This is a genomic window from Cellulomonas sp. GbtcB1, assembly GCF_019091725.1.
Lineage (GTDB): Bacteria > Actinomycetota > Actinomycetes > Actinomycetales > Cellulomonadaceae > Cellulomonas.
This window is the reverse complement of sequence record NZ_JAGXJG010000400.1, coordinates 1-247: the sequence shown is the minus strand read 5'-3', so window position 1 is coordinate 247 and position 247 is coordinate 1. Positions and strand designations below refer to the sequence as shown.

At 77.3% G+C, this 247-nt stretch carries 1 protein-coding gene; it reads left to right on the top strand.

Annotation, left to right across the window (positions count from 1 at the left end; all coding sequences use genetic code 11):
• On the top strand, positions 1-247 hold a 247-nt coding region (locus KVT14_RS20820), incomplete at both ends, for a hypothetical protein (RefSeq protein ID WP_217617341.1).

The window sequence follows — 247 nt, the reverse complement described above, 5'->3', positions numbered from 1 at the left end:
ACCGGGTCGATCGAGGAGGACCGGCCCGCGCAGGCGGTGACCGGCGACCTCCCGGGGTGCGGCCCGGCGCGCCCGGAGCAGCAGGCCGCCGTCGGCGCGACCCGCGAGCGCGACGGCTTCAACTGGGGCTACGACCCGTGGCACTTCACCGCGCCCGAGGGCTCCTACGCCACCAACCCGGACGGCGGCGCCCGCGTCGCCGAGTTCCGCACCATGGTCGGGGCGCTGCACGACATGGGGCTGGGTG